The organism is Rhodococcus tibetensis (assembly GCF_024438035.1).
Classification (GTDB): domain Bacteria; phylum Actinomycetota; class Actinomycetes; order Mycobacteriales; family Mycobacteriaceae; genus Rhodococcus_F; species Rhodococcus_F tibetensis.
This window is the reverse complement of the sequence record NZ_JANFQF010000005.1, coordinates 204332-219255: the sequence shown is the minus strand read 5'-3', so window position 1 is coordinate 219255 and position 14924 is coordinate 204332. Positions and strand designations below refer to the sequence as shown.

Sequence of the window (14924 nt, the reverse complement as noted above, 5' to 3'; positions counted from 1 at the left end):
CTGCGTGCGCGGGTAGCCTCGGCTGTCATGAAGCCAGGTCAGCTCGCACCGGAATTCACCCTGCCCGACCAGGACGGCACCGCCCGTTCGCTGTCGAGCCTTCTCGAGGACGGTCCCCTGGTGCTGTTCTTCTATCCAGCGGCGTCCACGCCGGTCTGCACCGCGGAGGCGTGCCATTTCCGCGACCTCGCGGACGAGTTCGCGGCGGTCGGCGCATCCTGCGCGGGGATCAGCACCGACGCGGTGGAGAAGCAGGCGTCGTTCGCGCAGGCACAGTCGTTCGACTACCCGCTTCTGTCGGACCGGGACGGCGCAGTCGCCGAGAAATTCGGTGTCCGGCGCGGACTGCTCGGCAAACTCGCCCCCGTCAAGCGGTCCACCTTCGTCATCGACACCGACCGCACCGTGCTCGAGGTCATCTCGAGCGAGTTCCGCGCCAACACGCACGGCGATCAGGCTCTCGCCTTCCTCCGGACGCGTCAGTCCACCTGAATCGACCGTTTGGCCAGCCCCATCCAGAAACCGTCGATCACCTGCCGGGGAATCTGCTCGGGATCGCTCGCGGCGCCCAGCGTGACGAACAGCGGCGCGAAGTGCTCGATCGTCGGGTGGGCGTACGGCATGCCCGGCGCGAGCGAGCGGAAGTCGATGAGCGAGTCCACATCGCCTGCGGCCAGGCGCTCGTTCGCCCACGCGTCGAATTCCGCCGACCAGCCCGGGGCCGTCGCCTCGGGCGACGGGTCGCGCAGGAACGGCAGCCCGTGGGTGGTGAAGCCCGACCCCACGATCAGCACGCCCTGCTCGCGCAGCGGACGCAGCCGCGCACCGAGGTGAAGCAGCCGCTCGGGGTCGAGTGTCGGCAACGAGATTTGCAGCACGGGGATATCGGCGTCCGGATACATCACCGTCAGCGGCACGTAGGCGCCGTGATCGAGCCCGCGAGCGGGTTGTTGCGCCACCGTCTCGTTGTCGGGCATGAGCGCCGCAACCAGCGCGGCCAGCTCCGGCGCACCCGGTGAGGCGTACGTGGTCCGGTAGAAGCGCTCGGGAAAACCGCCGAAGTCGTAGACGAGGGGCGTCCCGGTGGTCGTCGATCCGATGGTGAGCGGAGCGGATTCCCAGTGCGCCGAGACCACGAGAATGGCTTTCGGCCGAGGCAGGTCGCCGGCCCACGTCGCCAGCTGCGACACCCACAGGTCACTGTCCACCAACGGCGGCGCTCCGTGGCTCAGAAACAAGGCGGGCATGACGTTCGTCATCGTGACTCCTCGGGTCCCACTCGGAAGGTTCTCTAAGTTGAACCTTCAAGTGACTATAGGAGTCAACACGCGAACGCGCCAACTATTCCCCGGGTACCGTCCACAGGCGGCGTGCTGCATATGGTGAACAGGTTGCACAGCGGTACGGCGCACGAAATGGAGGACACCACTCATGGGTGGGTACGACGAGGACAGTTCGACGCAGACCGAGACCCGCTGGCTCGATGCCGATCAGCAGGAGGCGTGGCTCACCCTCATCGCACTCGTCACCCGGCTCCCGGCGGCCCTCGACACCCAGCTGCAACGCGACTCGGCTCTCACCCACTTCGAGTACTTCGTCCTCGCCTCGCTGTCCGGCGAGGACAACCGACGACTCCAACTCTCCCTGCTCGCGCAGCGGGCGAACGCGTCACTGTCCAGGCTGTCCCACGTCGTCACCAAGATGGAAAAAGCCGGATGGGTACGACGCGAGAGCATCAAAGGAAGCCGCGGCTCCGACGCCGTCCTGACCGAGGCAGGGATGGCCAAAGTGGTCGAGGCAGCACCGCCGCACGTCGAATCCGTACGCGCACTCGTCTTCGACGGCCTCTCCACCGAACAGGTACGGCAGCTCGACGAACTCGGCACCGCCATGCTCACCCAACTCGACAAGGGAATCGCCGCCGGCACCGGAAGAGCCTGACGCCCGTCACACCAAAGCAACAATCACCCCAGCGGCGACCCGGCAACTCTCTCAACCGAGCGGCGACCCGCCGACACCCCAGTTCTCGGCCGGCACGTCGGTGATCGTCACCCAGACCTTCGCCGGATCCTTGCCCGTCGCCTCGGCGTACGCCTTGGTGACCGCCTCGATGGTGGCGCGCTTCTGCTCGGTGGTGAGCCCGGTTGTCTGACTGATCTGGATCAACGGCATGCGGCACATTCTGCCCGAGCGCCGGATTTCGCTACTGCGCGGCAAGCAGAACGTCGGTGTCGAAGCACGTGTGCGTGCCCGTGTGGCATGCGGCGCCCTCCTGATCGACGATCAGGAGGACCGTGTCACCGTCGCAATCGAGCCGCACCTCGTGGACGTACTGAGTGTGCCCGGACGTCTCGCCCTTCACCCAATACTGCTGGCGGGAGCGCGAGTAGTAGGTGCCTTTACGGGTGTCGAGAGTACGCGCGAGCGCTTCGTCGTCCATCCATGCCACCATCAGCACGTCACCCGTAGAACGTTCCTGCGCGACAGCGCTGAACAGGCCTGCGTCGTTGCGCTTGAGTCGCGACGCGATAGCGGGGTCGAGACTCATCGGACGGTGATCCCTTCTTCACGCATGGACTTCTTCACTTCGGCGATCGTCATGTCACCGAAGTGGAAGACACTTGCGGCCAGCACGGCATCGGCGCCCGCGTCGACGGCGGGTGCGAAATGCTCGACAGCACCCGCTCCCCCGCTCGCGATCACCGGCACATGCACGGCCGCTCGTACGGCTCGGATCATCGGGAGATCGAAGCCAACTTTCGTCCCGTCGGCGTCCATCGAATTGAGCAGGATCTCCCCCACACCCAGTTCGGCGCCGCGCGCCGCCCACTCGACCGCATCGATCCCGGTTCCGCGCTTGCCGCCGTGGGTCGTGACTTCCCATCCGGACGCGGTGTCCGGCTGACCCTGCGGGACCGTGCGCGCATCCACCGACAGCACGATGCACTGGGATCCGAAACGCTCACTCAATTCACGAAGCAGTTCCGGGCGGGCGATGGCCGCGGTGTTGACGCTCACCTTGTCGGCACCCGCGCGCAGCAACCGGTCGACGTCCTCGACGGTACGGACACCGCCACCGACGGTGAGCGGAATGAACACCTGTTCCGCCGTCCGGCTCACGACATCGAGCATGGTGCCACGGGCCGCGGTCGACGCGGTGACGTCGAGGAAGGTGAGCTCGTCGGCCCCCTGCGCGTCGTACGCGGCCGCCAACTCCACCGGGTCACCCGCATCACGCAGGTTCTCGAAGTTGACGCCCTTGACGACGCGTCCGGCATCGACGTCGAGGCAAGGGATTACCCGCACTGCCAGAGTCATTACGTACGCCCTTCCGATAGCTCGGCGCGGGGGTCACCCAGCGATCCGAGAATGCCGAGAATCTCACCGTGCACTCCGGGGGCACCGGCCAACACAGAACCCGAGGCGATCGTCCACGGCTCACCGGCGAGATCCGTGACCACCCCACCCGCAGCCCGCACCAGTGCCACGCCGGCGGCGTTGTCCCACGCATTGTGGCCGAACACCACCGTGCCGCCGAGTATTCCCGCCGCGGTGAAGGCGAGGTCGACGCCCGTCGAGCCGTGGATCCGAATCCGCGACGACACCCGGCTCAGCTGAGCGAGGACCTGCAATCGATAAGGCCCGGGGATGCGTCCGCGGCTGTCGATGTTCAGTGCGCCCATCCCCACGATCGACGACGCCAGCGAGGTCTCGGCGAGACGCGGCAACGGCTGACCGCCCTCGAGGAGCGGCCCGTCCGCCACAGCCGCGTACCGACGTCCGACCAGCGGCAGCCACGTGAGACCGAGAACCGGGACACCGTCGTCGAGGAGCGCGAGCAGTGTGCCCGCCGTGGGCAATCCCGCCGAGTAGTTGAAGGTGCCGTCGATGGGATCGAGGACCCACACCAGTCCCGCGTCCAGATCGGGGCCGCCGAACTCTTCGCCGTGAACCGCGATGCCGGTCCGATCCTGGAGTTCTCCCGTCAACCGCTTCTCGAGCTCGAGGTCGAGAGCAGTCGCGAAGTCGTCGGGACCCTTGTGCACGGCACTCGGCGACCCCACCCCGGCAACGAAGCGGTCGTGGACGCCGTCGAGCAGCTCCCCGGCAACGGAAAGCAGTTCCTGCGGATCGCGGTCCGGGCTCATGACCGGAATCAGCCCGACACCGCGGCGAGCGCCTCAGGGAGTGTGAAACGTCCCGCGTAGAGCGCCTTGCCGATGATGGCCCCCTCGACGCCCTGATCGACGAGCCCGGCGATCGCCGTCAGGTCGTCGATGGTCGACACACCACCCGAGGCCACGACCGGCGCGTCGGTGGACGCGCACACCTGCGCGAGGAGTTCGAGATTGGGACCGGTCAGGGTGCCGTCCTTGCTGACGTCGGTGACGACGTAGCGCGAGCAGCCGTCCCGGTCGAGCCGCGTCAAGGTCTCCCACAGGTTTCCGCCTTCGGTGACCCAGCCGCGGCCCCGGAGTTGATATTCACCTTCGACCAGCCGCACATCGAGGCCGACGGCGATCTTGTCGCCGTACTTCGCGATCGCGCGGGCACACCAGTCGGGGTTCTCGATGGCGGCGGTACCGAGGTTCACGCGGCCACACCCGGTGGCCAGAGCGGCCTCCAGAGACTCGTCGTCGCGGATTCCCCCGGACAGTTCGACCTGAATGTCGAGTTCACCCACCACGTCGGAGAGGAGTTCCCGATTCGAACCGCGACCGAACGCGGCGTCGAGGTCGACGATGTGCACCCACTCGGCACCGTCGTTCTGCCACGCGAGGGCGGCATCGCGGGGCGAGCCGTACCCGGTCTCGCTCCCCGCCTCCCCCTGGACGAGGCGAACAGCTTCACCGTTGACGACATCTACAGCAGGCAAAAGGACCAGGCTCACGTGCGACAACCCTAGTCGCTCAGCGGTCGGAACCCGGCTCGGGGTCCGGCGGATCGTCACCGTAGGCGTTGCGGGTCATGCGCTTCGACACGTACCCCATGGATGCGATCGCTCCCGCGACTCCCAGCAGGCCGACCACCAGGCCCAGGACTGGCCCCGGCTTCACGACGAGGATGACGGTGGTCGCGATGACCAATACCACCGTGGCCGCACCCAATGCGGACACGGCGAGCAGGCCGATCGACAGGTCACGGCGTCCCTCACCGGGTGGCTCCGTCACAAGCTGCGCACCCAGTTCCGGAGAAGTTCCGCTCCTGCGTCACCGGATTTCTCCGGGTGGAACTGGGTGGCCGACAGTGCACCGTTCTCCACGGCTGCGAGGAACTTCCCGCCGTGATCCGCCCACGTCAGCGCAGGTGGTGCCAGGCGCTCCGGCGTCGGCATCTCCCACTTCTGCACCGCATAGGAGTGCACGAAATAGAACCGGGTGTCGGGATCGATTCCCTTGAAGAGGGTGCTCTCGTCGGGGGCCTCGACGGTGTTCCAGCCCATGTGCGGCAGGACAGCGGCCTGGAGCCGTTCGACGGTGCCGGGCCATTCGCCGCAGCCCTCCGCCTCGACACCGAACTCGACGCCGCGTTCGAACATGATCTGCATACCTACGCAGATGCCGAGGACCGGTCTGCCACCGGCGAGGCGCTGACCGATGAGCCGCTCGCCGCGCACCGCCCGGAGCCCTTCCATGCAGGCGGCGAAAGCGCCGACCCCGGGAACCACCAGGCCATCGGCCGCGAGGGCCACCTTGTGGTCTGCCGTCACCTCGACCTGCGCACCCGTTCGGGCCAGCGCGCGGGTAGCCGAATGCAGGTTGCCGGAGCCGTAATCGAGGACTGCAATGGTGGGGACGGTCATGACTCGATTCTATCCGGCCGTCTCCAGCCCCCCAGGGCGCGGCCGACCAGCCCTCCCGTCGCGGGGACGACGGCCACCGCTGCCGCCGCCACCGCGAAGACCCACGAATACCCCGCCACCGAAGCGACGGCCCCGAGAGTGAGAGACCCAAATCCCGTTCCGGCGTCGAATCCGATGTTCCATCCGGCGCTCGCGGCACCGAACCGGGAAGGTCCGGCGGCGGTGAAGATCATGACCAGCGATTCGTTCTGGACTGCGCCGAACCCGAATCCGAAGATCACAGCGGCGCAGAGCAGGATGATCACGGTCCCGTCCTGGGCCGCCGCGACCGCGAACAACGCCAGACCGCCGCAGGTGAACGCGAGCGCGGGCATCAACGCCCGGCCGACTCCGACCCGGTCGGAGAACGAACCGGCCACGTACCGCCCACACACTGCCGCGCCGCTGACCACCGCGAGGACTCCGCCGGCGAGAGACGCCCGCTCGGCGATGGCGATCGGCAGGAGACTCGACACACCACCGAATGCTGCGGCCGCCATGGCAATAGCCAGCCAGGGCACGAGAAGGACCGACAGCGGTATACGTCCCCGCAGGGCACCGGCCGGGCGTGGATACAGGGATGGCAGCCGCATGACTGCACCCACCGCCAGCACGGGAATCAGCGCACCGAGCACGAAGACCGGGGTGGCGGACCAGTGCTGCATGATCGCGAGCCCTGCGGGCAGGCCCACCATCTGCGCGGCTGCCACCGCGATCCCCTGCGCGCCCGTGGCCCGGCCGAGCATCTCGCGCGGAACCAGTTCGGCGACGAGGGCGCTGCCCGCCACGGTGAGCATCCCGAAGCCCGTACCCCGGACCGCGGATACCGCGAGAACCGGGATCGCCTCGGTGGATACCAGGAAAAGCAACGACGGCGGCCCCAGGAGCAGGCATCCGGCCGCGAGGACCCACCGGTGCCCCCAACTGCGCAGGAGCCGGGGAACGCCGAGCTGGGTCAGCACCGTGGCGGCCATGAAGACAGCAGTCACACTGCCCGCGAGGGTGTCCGACCCTCCCGAGAGAGACACGATCAACGGGACCACAGGCAGCAGTACCGCCCAACCACCGAACGCCGCCGCCCCCATCACCATCGCGGCGAGCAGACCGGGAGTACGCAGCAAGCGGGGTCCCGTCTCGGCGGCGACAGGCACTACAGCAGCCTGACGACGCCCGCCACCGCTGCCAGCACCGCCAATGCCAGCAGCACACCCGAGGCCAGCTTGTTGAACTTCCACATCGAATATGCGCCCCCCGCCGCGATTCCGGCGGCAATGAACAGTGCGTAGACGAGGACGACGCTCACGAAGGCGACCCGATCACAGGCTGCCCTTGGTGGACGGCACACCCTTGACGCGGGGATCCGGTTCGACGGCCTCACGCAGGGCGCGGGCGACGGCCTTGAACTCCGCCTCGGTGATGTGATGCTGATCGCGGCCGTAGAGCACCCGCACGTGCAGGGCGATCCGCGCGTTGAGCGCGATCGACTCGAACACGTGACGATTGATCACGGTGGCGTACGGAACTCCGGGGTAGCCGCCGATGACGGCATGCAGCAGGTGTTCCGGTTCGCCGGTGTGGACGCAGTACGGACGCCCGGACACGTCGACCGACGCGTGCGCGAGCGTCTCGTCCATGGGGATGAATGCGTCACCGAACCGGCGGATGCCCTTCTTGTCGCCGAGCGCCTGACCGAGGGCCTGGCCGAGCACGATCGAGGTGTCCTCCACCGTGTGGTGCGCCTCGATCTCGATGTCGCCTTGCGCCTGAACGCTGAGGTCGAAGCTGGCGTGCGATCCGAGCGCGGTCAGCATGTGATCGAAAAACGGCACCCCGGTCGAGATGTCCACGATGCCGGTTCCGTCGAGGTTGAGCTCGACGACGATGCTGGATTCCTTGGTGGTGCGCTCCACCTTGGCAATGCGGTCGGTCATCCTCGGTCTCCTGAGCTGGTGAGTTCGGTGCGGGCGAGGTCGTCGCAGGCCGCGATGAAGGCGTCGTTCTCGGCGGGCAATCCGACGGTGACGCGGAGGTGGCCGGAAATTCCGACGTCCCGGATGAGCACACCGCGGTCGAGGTAGGCCTGCCACGCGTGCGCGCTGTCGGTGAATTCGCCGAACAAGATGAAGTTGGCGTCACTGGGGATCACCCGGAAACCGGCGTCCTCCAACGCTTTCGACACCCGGACCCGCTCGGCCGCGAGCGCGTGCACGCTGGCGAGGGTCTCGTCCGCGTGCCGCAGAGCGGCGCGGGCAGCAGCCTGCGTGACGACGGACAGGTGATATGGCAGACGCACCAGCAGCAGCGCCTCGATAAATGCCGGAGCAGCGGCAAGGTACCCGAGCCGGCCACCGGCGAAGGCGAATGCCTTGCTCATCGTGCGCGACACCACCAGCTTCGACGGGTAGTCCTCGATCAGCGTCATCGCGCTCGGCGCATCGGAGAATTCGGCATACGCCTCGTCCACGATGACGATGCCCGTCGCCGCGTCGAGAATGCGGCGCAATTCCGGAATACCGATGCTGTGCCCGGTGGGATTGTTCGGACTGGTGACGAACAGGACGTCGGGCCGACGCGCCCGGATCGCCTCGACAGCAGCGTCCACGTCGAGGGCGAAGTCGGCGCGGCGGAAGATCGGCAACCAGTCCGTCTGGGTTCCGTCCGCGATAATCGGGTGCATCGAGTACGACGGCACGAATCCCATTGCGCTACGCCCGGGACCACCGAAGGCCTGCAGCAGCTGCTGCAGGATCTCGTTGGAACCGTTGGCCGCCCAGACGTTGTCGACCGTGACCGGCACGCCGGTCTGGCCGGCGAGGTAGGCGGCCAGATCGGTCCGCAGGGCCACCGCGTCCCGATCCGGGTAGCGGTGCAACTCTCTGGCGGCCTCGCGCACGGACTCGGCGACGTCGTCGACGAGTGCCGTGGTCGGCGGGTGGGGGTTCTCGTTGGTATTCAGCTGTACCGGGACACTCAATTGGGGAGCGCCGTATGCCGACTTGCCGCGAAGACTCTCCCGGATCGGCAGCGCATCCACCCCGATCGACGAACCCGGCACGTTCGCCGCGGTCACCGCAATGCCTCGAACCGCAGCCGCACGGCCTCACCGTGTGCGGGCAGGTCCTCGGCGTTCGCGAGGGTGATGACGTGGCCGGAGACCTCCTTCAGCGCAGATTCGGAGTAGTCGACCACGTGGATGCCGCGCAGGAACGTCTGCACGCTCAGGCCCGAGGAGTGCCGGGCGCAGCCCGCGGTGGGCAGGACGTGGTTGGAACCGGCGCAGTAGTCGCCGAGGCTGACCGGCGCCCACGGGCCGACGAACACCGCACCCGCACTGGTCACCTTCGCGGCGACGGCGGTGGCGTTCTCGGTCTGGATCTCGAGGTGCTCGGCCGCGTACGCGTTGACCACCCGCAGTCCGGCCTCGACGTCCGAGACCAGGACGGTGCCCGACTGCGTGCCGGACAGCGCGGCGGTGACCCGCTCCTTGTGCTTGGTGATCTCGAGCTGCGCGACCAGCGCCGTGTCGACGGCCTCTGCGAGCTCGGCGCTGGACGTGACGAGCACGCTCGCGGCCATCACGTCGTGCTCGGCCTGGCTGATCATGTCGGCGGCGACGTGCACCGGGTCGGCCGTGTGGTCGGCGAGGATCGCGATCTCGGTGGGGCCCGCCTCGGCATCGATACCGACGAGGCCGCGGCAGAGTCGCTTGGCGGCAGTGACGTAGATGTTGCCGGGGCCGGTGATGAGGTCGACGGGGGTGAGTTCGGCGCCAGTCGTGTCGGTGCCGCCGTAGGTGAGCAGCGCGACCGCCTGCCCGCCGCCGACGGCCCACACCTCGTCGACGCCCAGCAGTGCTGCTGCCGCGAGAATAGTCGGGTGCGGGAGCCCGCCGAACCCCGCCTGAGGCGGCGAGGCAACCACGAGGGACCGCACACCGGCAGCCTGCGCGGGCACGACGTTCATGACGACACTGGATGGATAGACCGCGTTGCCGCCAGGCACGTAAAGGCCGACCCGGTCGACGGGTACCCATCGCTCGGTGACGGTGCCGCCGGGAACCACCTCGGTAGTGGTGTCGGTGCGACGCTGATCGGCGTGGACCTTGCGGGTGCGTTCGATGGCGACCTCGAGCGCAGCGCGGACGGCGGGATCGAGTTCGGCGAGCGCACGGTCGAGTTCGGCCTGCGGGACGCGTACCTGTGCGGGCCGGACGCCGTCGAACTTTTCGCTGAAGTCGAGGGCGGCAGCGGCGCCGCGCTCGCGCACGGCGTCGACGACGGGGCGAACCTGATGCAGCACCGCGTCCACATCCACTCCACCCCGTGGAAGTGCGGCACGAAGTTCGGCCGTGGAAGGGGTACGACCACGAAGGTCGGTGCGGGCGAGCATGAGAGGTCCTCTCTGCGACTGGCGGGACACGGTGTCACTGACGTGCAGGTCACGGACGAGCTGGCAAGTCACTGACGAGCGCGCTGTCCTACGGAGAACAGGGCTCTACACCGATTATCCAGGATAGGCGCACCCCGTTTTCACCGGTCGGTGACTGCCGTCGTTTCCCGGGCCGGAAGATTCCGGTCGTCCCACACGGGGGCCGGCTGGATCAGGGAGTGGATGAACCGCATTTTCCGCAGGACCGCGGCGGGCAGGACGAACGGATACAGGTCGTGGTGACCCATCGATCTGTTCATCTGGTTGAGCGCCCACGACAGCGGAAGCCACCAGTCGATGATTTGATCGAAGCCGACGTCCCCGGCGAGTTCACTGCTCGTCGTCGCTCCCGCGGGAGCCATCGCGTATGCCGCCGCCGTGTCCAGGGCGTCGCGGATGTGCAGATAGTGGGCGAACGTCTCGGCCCAGTCCTCGGCCGGGTGCATCGTCGCGTACGAGGACACATACAGCCGGCCCCAGTCCTTCGGGGCGCCCTCGTCGTAGTGACGCTTCAGAGCCGCCCCGTAGTCCTGATCCGGGTCGCCGAACAGTTCCTCGAATCGGCGTCGCTCCTCACCTTCCCCGACCAACAGCATCTGGTAGTAGTGCCCCACCTCGTGCCGGAAATGACCGACGAGTGTGCGGTACGGCTCGTCCATCGCGACCCGTAACTGCTCGCGGTGCACGTCGTCGCCCTCCGCAAGATCGAGGGTGATCACCCCGGCTGCGTGTCCGGTGATCACATTCGTCTTCGCGCTCGAGAGCAGATCGAACGCCAGACCACCGTCCGGGTCCTCGGATTTCGGCACCAAGGGGAGGCCCAGCTCGTCGAGTTCGAGGACCACCCGCCGCTTGTTGGTTTCGGCAACCGCGAACGCTGCCATTCCTTCCTCGTCCGAATCCCGGGGACGCGTCCGCGTCAACCGGCACGAGGCGCACAGTTGTTGGGCGTCATCGAGTCGGTCGTCATCGCGCCGGACGAGCCAATTGCACCGTGCGATCGCGCGATTGGGGCACCGGACCCAGACTTCGCCATCGATCTCCGCGTGCTCGTCACTGTCGAGGACGAAGATGGAACGACTGGGCAAATGAAAGCCGAGAGCGCTCTTACATTTGAGGCACAACGAGTTTTCGAACGACAGTCGTTGCCCGCACTTACGACAAATGAAGCTGCGCACTGATATTCCCTCGGCTCATACGCCGGCGTCGTACTCCCGGTGAGTGCCACGCACTCGCGTGCGCCTCGGACTGTACCGGCGACGCGAGGTCGTGACACTCACTGGGCTGATCGTCGTGGCACCCCCTGGGCCCGGAGACGTGGCACCCTCCGTGTCAGAGACGGGTGGATTCGACGAACCTCCTGGCCAGATTCTCTTCGGTGGATGCGCCGGGCGACCATTCGGTGATCCACGGACCGGTGCCCTCGCTGGGGTCGACCACTCCCCGTTCGAGCCACGCATAACGTCCTTCGAGTACCGATTGCGCGATCTGGCGGTCGGCGTCGTCGGTGTTGTGCCACAGCCCGTCGAACAGTTTCTCGACCCTCAGTGCCGCCTGCCTGCAGAAGACGTCGGCGAGTTCGTACGCCGCGGCACCTTCGGCCTCGTTCTCCTCGCGCTGCATCTCCGCCTTCACGCAGCTGGCGGACATCGCGAACAGTTCTGCGCCGATGTCCACGACCCGCCCGAGGAACCCCTGCTGCTTCTCGAGCGCCGCCTGCCAGCGGGCCATGCCGTAGAACGTGGAGCGGGCCAATTTGCGGGAGTGCCGTTCGACGAAACGCAGGTGCTTGGCCAGGACCCCGAATTCACCGTACGACATCGGCATCTGCCCCTTGCCGGCCACGAGCTGCGGCAGCCACTTGGCGTAGAAACCGCTCGCCTTGGCAGCCGCCCGGGCCTTCGCGCCGGTGTCGGCGTGGGGGTCCGCGAGATCACCTGCAGCCGTGAGATGGGCGTCGACGGCCTCCCGGGCGACGAGGAGCCGCATGATCTCGCTCGAACCCTCGAAGATCCTGTTGATGCGCAAGTCGCGGTCCAGTTGCTCCGCGGGAACCGCTCGCTCGCCGCGCGCCGCCAGCGACGCCGCCGTCTCGTATCCGCGACCGCCGCGCACCTGAATGAGCTCGTCGGACAGGACACAGGCCATTTCGGAGGACCACAGCTTGGCGAGCGCCGCCTCGATCCGGATGTCGTTACGACCCTCGTCGTTCATCTGCGCTGAGAGGTCCACCACGGCTTCGAGGGCGTAGGTGGTGGCGGCCATGAATGACAGTTTGTTGGCAACCGCCGCGTGTTCGCCGACCGGCTTGCCCCACTGCACCCGGACACCGGACCATTCCCGGGCGATCTTCAGAGACCACTTGCCGGCCCCGGCACACATCGCCGGTATCGCGAGTCGACCGGCATTGAGCGTGGTGAGCGCAATCTTGAGTCCGTCGCCTTCCCGCCCGATCAGGTTCTCCTTGGGAACGCGCACCTTGTACATGCGGGTCACCCCGTTCTCGATTCCCCGCAGTCCCATGAAGGCATTGCGCCGTTCCACGGTGATGCCCGGGGTGTCCGCCTCGACGACGAAAGCCGAGATTCCGCCGCGGTGACCCTCGCTCTTGGGCACTCGTGCCATGACGACGAGCAGTTCCGCCACGACGCCGTTGGTCGTCCACAGCTTGACGCCGTCCAGCTCGTAGGCCGCACCGCCTTCGATGGGAGTAGCCGATGACGCCAGCCGGGCGGGGTCGGAACCGACGTCCGGTTCGGTGAGGAGGAAGGCGGAGATGGCGCCGCGGGCGCACCGCGGCAGGAATTCGGCTTTCTGCTCGGGAGTGCCGGCAAGCTTGAGCGGTTCCGGCACTCCGATCGACTGGTGCGCCGACAGGAGTGCGCCGAGGCTCGGATGCACCGAAGCGACCAACATCAGGGCCCGGTTGTACGCGACCTGGGAAAGCCCGAGCCCGCCGTACTCCTCCGCGATCTTGAGCCCGAAACATCCCAGGTCGGCGAGTCCGCGCACGTACTCGTCGGGAATGCGTGACTGGGATTCGATGACACTGCCGTCCATCTCCTCGCAGTAGGCGCGGAGACGCGTCAGGAACTCCTCGGCTTTGGCAGCGCCCTCAACTGCAGGCCGGGGAAACGGGTGAACCAGATTCAGCCGGAACCGTCCCAGAAACAGTTCCTTCGCGAATGAGGGTTTGTCCCAGCCGGACTCCCTCGCCTCCTCCGCGACCGCTCGTGCTTCTGCCTCGGTGACCTTCGGAGCTGATGTGTCGACCATGACGCGCCTCCTACTGGCGGGTAGTCCTACCGACGAGTATCCCCCAAATCGACGGTCTCGACACAGCATTTCGGCTACTCTTCGGCCGATGCGGACTCCCTCGATTCTCTTGGGCGCCGGCGCGATCCTTTCGAGCTTGCTGACGTCCTCGGCTACGGCGGCCGCTGCGCCGCTACCGGACGAATTCCTGTGGGGTGTCTCTACTTCCGGGTTCCAGTCCGAGGGTTCCCCGCCGGACAGCAACTGGGCGCGTTACTCGGCGTCGGGCAGGACGCAGGATGCGATCGGCGACTCGGTCGACTTCCGCCACCGCTACCGCGAGGACATCGCCCGCGCGGCAAACCTCGGTGTCGACGTGTTCCGATTCGGTATCGAATGGGCGCGAGTACAGCCGTCGCGGGGCACCTGGGACGACACCGAACTCCGCTACTACGACGACATCGTCCGTGAGATCACCCGCCACGGGATGACGCCGATGATCACCCTCGACCACTGGGTGTACCCGGGCTGGGTCGCGGACCAGGGTGGGTGGACGAATTCGAGAACGGTCGAAGACTGGCTCGCCAACGCCCGCAGGGTAGTTCCCCGCTACTCCGGTTCGGGCGCTCTCTGGATCACCATCAACGAGCCGACCGTGTACCTGCAGAAGGAACTGACGTTCGGTGGCATCACCGCCGCTCAGGCTCCGTACATGCTCGACCGGCTCGTCGAGGTTCACCGCCGCGCCTACGACCTGATTCACGAGAACGACCCGGGTGCTCGCGTGAGCAGCAATCTCTCCTACATCCCTGGCGCCACCGACGCCGTGGACGCGATGTTCGTGGACCGGGTGCGCGAGCGACTCGACTTTCTCGGAGTCGACTATTACTACGGACTCGCTCTCGACAACGTCACCGCGGTCAACGCGATCACCGACGACTTCTACGACATAGACCCGCAACCGGACGGCATCTACTCCGCGCTCATGCGCTACACGCGCAAGTTCCCGGGACTGCCGCTGTACGTCGTGGAGAACGGCATGCCCACCGACGACGGACAACCGCGTCCGGACGGATACACCAGATCGGACCACCTCCGCGACCACGTCTACTGGATGGAACGAGCGCGACAGGACGGCGCGCCGGTCATCGGTTACAACTACTGGTCGATCACCGACAATTACGAGTGGGGAACGTACCGGCCCCGCTTCGGCCTCTACACCGTCGACGCGCTCACCGATCCGACTCTCACCCGCCACCCCACGGATGCAGTCGTGACGTACCGCGACATCATCGGAAGTGGGCTGCCGGACAGCTACGTACCAGCGCGGAAGCTGGGATTCTGTTCGCTGGTAGATCTGCCCACCAGTTGCATCGACCCGCCGTAGTGGAATCGTCGC

General features: G+C 67.0%; 18 protein-coding genes. 3 read left to right on the top strand and 15 right to left on the bottom strand.

The window, feature by feature from the left end; all coding sequences use genetic code 11:
• Positions 1-27: 27 nt before the first annotated feature.
• Positions 28-492, top strand: coding sequence for a peroxiredoxin (locus NOF53_RS08065; protein WP_255967071.1), 465 nt, complete (start codon positions 28-30; stop codon positions 490-492).
• Here NOF53_RS08065 and NOF53_RS08060 read toward each other — a convergent pair.
• Positions 480-1259, bottom strand: coding sequence for a dioxygenase family protein (locus tag NOF53_RS08060; protein ID WP_255967069.1), 780 nt, complete (start codon positions 1257-1259; stop codon positions 480-482). The genes NOF53_RS08065 and NOF53_RS08060 overlap by 13 nt on opposite strands.
• A gap of 172 nt (positions 1260-1431) precedes the next feature.
• On the opposite strand from NOF53_RS08060, the gene NOF53_RS08055 reads away from it, so the two are divergent.
• Complete coding sequence (locus tag NOF53_RS08055) at positions 1432-1941, top strand: MarR family winged helix-turn-helix transcriptional regulator (RefSeq protein WP_255967067.1); 510 nt, start codon at positions 1432-1434, stop codon at positions 1939-1941.
• 51 nt (positions 1942-1992) lie between these two features.
• On the opposite strand, the gene NOF53_RS08050 is transcribed toward NOF53_RS08055, so the two are convergent.
• The 14 genes from NOF53_RS08050 to NOF53_RS07985 all read right to left on the bottom strand — a co-directional run bounded on the left by NOF53_RS08050 (position 1993) and on the right by NOF53_RS07985 (position 13546).
• Entirely contained in the window at positions 1993-2172 is a 180-nt protein-coding gene (locus NOF53_RS08050) for a tautomerase family protein (protein WP_374212585.1), read from the bottom strand.
• 31 nt (positions 2173-2203) lie between these two features.
• On the bottom strand, positions 2204-2548 hold the full coding sequence (gene hisI / locus NOF53_RS08045; RefSeq protein WP_208961783.1) for a phosphoribosyl-AMP cyclohydrolase: 345 nt from the start codon (positions 2546-2548) through the stop codon (positions 2204-2206).
• The gene (hisF, locus tag NOF53_RS08040) at positions 2545-3318 is read right to left on the bottom strand and encodes an imidazole glycerol phosphate synthase subunit HisF (protein WP_255967065.1); all 774 of its coding nucleotides are present in this window, start codon (positions 3316-3318) and stop codon (positions 2545-2547) included. Before hisF ends, hisI begins: the two co-directional genes overlap by 4 nt.
• Positions 3318-4148, bottom strand: a complete 831-nt coding sequence (locus tag NOF53_RS08035; protein ID WP_255967063.1) for an inositol monophosphatase family protein — start codon at positions 4146-4148, stop codon at positions 3318-3320. The genes hisF and NOF53_RS08035 overlap by 1 nt, the downstream gene beginning before the upstream one ends.
• 8 nt (positions 4149-4156) lie before the next feature.
• Complete coding sequence (gene priA, locus NOF53_RS08030; RefSeq protein ID WP_255967061.1) at positions 4157-4891, bottom strand: bifunctional 1-(5-phosphoribosyl)-5-((5-phosphoribosylamino)methylideneamino)imidazole-4-carboxamide isomerase/phosphoribosylanthranilate isomerase PriA; 735 nt, start codon at positions 4889-4891, stop codon at positions 4157-4159.
• Positions 4892-4910: 19 nt separating this feature from the next.
• Complete coding sequence (locus tag NOF53_RS08025; protein WP_255967059.1) at positions 4911-5171, bottom strand: hypothetical protein; 261 nt, start codon at positions 5169-5171, stop codon at positions 4911-4913.
• Positions 5168-5803, bottom strand: coding sequence for an imidazole glycerol phosphate synthase subunit HisH (gene hisH, locus NOF53_RS08020; RefSeq protein ID WP_255967057.1), 636 nt, complete (start codon positions 5801-5803; stop codon positions 5168-5170). Before hisH ends, NOF53_RS08025 begins: the two co-directional genes overlap by 4 nt.
• Positions 5800-6993 carry an MFS transporter gene (locus NOF53_RS08015; RefSeq protein ID WP_255967055.1) on the bottom strand — a complete coding sequence of 398 codons (1194 nt, stop codon included), beginning with the start codon at positions 6991-6993 and terminating at the stop codon, positions 5800-5802. Before NOF53_RS08015 ends, hisH begins: the two co-directional genes overlap by 4 nt.
• On the bottom strand, positions 6993-7145 hold the full coding sequence (locus NOF53_RS08010; protein WP_255967054.1) for a CG2302 family histidine operon protein: 153 nt from the start codon (positions 7143-7145) through the stop codon (positions 6993-6995). The genes NOF53_RS08015 and NOF53_RS08010 overlap by 1 nt, the downstream gene beginning before the upstream one ends.
• Before the next feature lie 13 nt (positions 7146-7158).
• On the bottom strand, positions 7159-7773 hold the full coding sequence (hisB, locus tag NOF53_RS08005) for an imidazoleglycerol-phosphate dehydratase HisB (protein WP_255967052.1): 615 nt from the start codon (positions 7771-7773) through the stop codon (positions 7159-7161).
• Positions 7770-8912 carry a histidinol-phosphate transaminase gene (locus NOF53_RS08000; protein ID WP_255967045.1) on the bottom strand — a complete coding sequence of 381 codons (1143 nt, stop codon included), beginning with the start codon at positions 8910-8912 and terminating at the stop codon, positions 7770-7772. The genes hisB and NOF53_RS08000 overlap by 4 nt, the downstream gene beginning before the upstream one ends.
• Complete coding sequence (gene hisD / locus NOF53_RS07995; protein ID WP_255967043.1) at positions 8909-10231, bottom strand: histidinol dehydrogenase; 1323 nt, start codon at positions 10229-10231, stop codon at positions 8909-8911. The genes NOF53_RS08000 and hisD overlap by 4 nt, the downstream gene beginning before the upstream one ends.
• 140 nt (positions 10232-10371) lie before the next feature.
• Positions 10372-11448, bottom strand: a complete 1077-nt coding sequence (locus NOF53_RS07990; protein WP_255967041.1) for a zinc-binding metallopeptidase family protein — start codon at positions 11446-11448, stop codon at positions 10372-10374.
• A 154-nt stretch (positions 11449-11602) separates the two neighbouring features.
• Positions 11603-13546, bottom strand: coding sequence for an acyl-CoA dehydrogenase family protein (locus NOF53_RS07985; RefSeq protein WP_255967039.1), 1944 nt, complete (start codon positions 13544-13546; stop codon positions 11603-11605).
• Positions 13547-13634: 88 nt separating this feature from the next.
• Here NOF53_RS07985 and NOF53_RS07980 point away from each other — a divergent pair, with 88 nt between their 5' ends.
• Positions 13635-14912: a glycoside hydrolase family 1 protein gene (locus NOF53_RS07980; protein ID WP_255967037.1), complete on the top strand. Its 1278-nt coding sequence runs from the start codon at positions 13635-13637 to the stop codon at positions 14910-14912.
• Positions 14913-14924 lie beyond the last annotated feature (12 nt).